Source organism: Virgibacillus sp. DJP39 (genome assembly GCF_049310925.1).
GTDB lineage: Bacteria > Bacillota > Bacilli > Bacillales > Amphibacillaceae > Virgibacillus_F.
Genome location: NZ_JBMERP010000166.1, coordinates 1 through 1,797, shown reverse-complemented (window position 1 = coordinate 1,797; position 1,797 = coordinate 1). Strand labels below are relative to the sequence as shown.

Sequence of the window (1,797 nt, the reverse complement as noted above, 5' to 3'; positions counted from 1 at the left end):
CCCCCTCTGTTAGGATAGATGTCGTACGAGGCTAACGTGATATGATTAAGTAAATTACACGGAGGTCGATTGATATGACAAGTAAAAATGGAGTACGTTACACGCAAGAACGAAAGACGGAAGTCATCAAACGCATGGTGGCACCGAACAATGAATCCGTTGCCCAAATTGCGAAAGAGGAAGGCATTACAGAAGTGACGCTGTATAAGTGGAGAAAGGAAGCACGCACAGCTGGTGTAGCGATGCCAGGTAATGGACAAACAAGCGATAAATGGAATAGCCAGGATAAGTTTTTAATCGTGATGGAGACGTATGCAATGAATGAGCTGGAACTTGCGGAGTATTGCCGTAAAAAGGGATTATTTCGTGAACAGATTGAGGCGTGGCGCAATGTATGTCTCCAGGCAAATGGTCAGGTATTCGATCAGTCAAAGCAGTTGAATGTGCAATTGAAAGGAGAAAAACAACGCGCGAAGAATTTAGAAAAAGATTTACAAAAGAAAGAGAAAGCACTGGCTGAAGCCGCGGCATTATTACTTTTGCGAAAAAAGGCTCAAGCGATTTGGGGGGACAACGAGGAAGAATGAACAGCCCATCAAATCGCGCACTCGCCGTCAAACTGATACAGGAAGCAAACCAAAACGGTGCCCGATTATCGAAGGCTTGTCAGGAGATACACATCAGCGTTCGGACATATGAACGCTGGGTAGATGTAGGCGGCATAAAGATCGATCAGCGCCCGTATGCGAAACGTCCTGTACCGAAAAATAAGTTGTCACAAGAAGAAAAAGAAGAAGTTATTGCCGTTGTAAAACAAGGGGACTATGTAGATTTACCACCAACCCAAATCGTACCGAAGCTGGCAGATAAGGGTACTTATATTGCGTCAGAATCGACTTTTTACCGGATATTGCGTGAAGAGAAGATGCAAAATCACCGGGGACGCAGTCAAAAACCGAAGCGAAAAGTTCCGGAGACTCATCTCGCGACAGGGCCAAATCAAGTGTGGACATGGGACATTACATGGCTTGGCGGACCAGTAAAGGGTTTATTTTATCGACTCTATTTAATTCTTGATTTATTTAGTAGAAAGGTAGTTGGCTGGGAAGTACAGGAAACGGAAGAAGCAAAATATGCGGAAACACTCGTAAAAAAAGCGGTTATCAACGAAAAGATTCAAGGAGAACCACTTGTGTTACATTCCGACAATGGCAGCCCTATGAGAGCAGCGACATTCCTAGGTTTGCTAGAGAAATTGGGTATTCAAAGTTCGTTTTCGAGACCACGTGTAAGTAATGATAACCCTTATTCAGAGGCGATGTTTCGGACACTCAAATATCGCCCAGATTTCCCGCACAAAGGTTTTGCGTCACTTGAGGAAACGAGACAATGGGCACAGCAGTTTGTCCATTGGTACAACGAGATCCACTTACATAGTGGCCTCAATTTTGTAACGCCTATGCAGTGTCACACTGGTAGACATATGGCTGTGTTAAAAAAACGAAAAGAAGTATACGAAGCAGCGAAAGAAAGACATCCAGAACGATGGGCACAAGACGCAAGAAATTGGACGCCATACGAACAAGTAGCGCTCAATCCAATGAAAGATGAGGGGCAAACAGTAGCGTTGGTAAAAACGTAACTTCCCCATACCCTGGTGATTTGAATTGAAAGAATGCCCTCTCTTTCAATTCAAATCACCAGGCCAGCAAGCGTAGCGCGGTAGGGTGGATTTGGGGATACATGACATTATAAATTTAAACTAGCTAAATGCGACAACTATATTGACAAACACCG

1 pseudogene is annotated in these 1,797 nt (G+C 44.1%); it reads left to right on the top strand.

Annotated features, from left to right (window positions below):
- Positions 1–74: 74 nt before the first annotated feature.
- Positions 75–1,642, top strand: a pseudogene (locus ACOI1D_RS21455) (IS3 family transposase).
- Positions 1,643–1,797 lie beyond the last annotated feature (155 nt).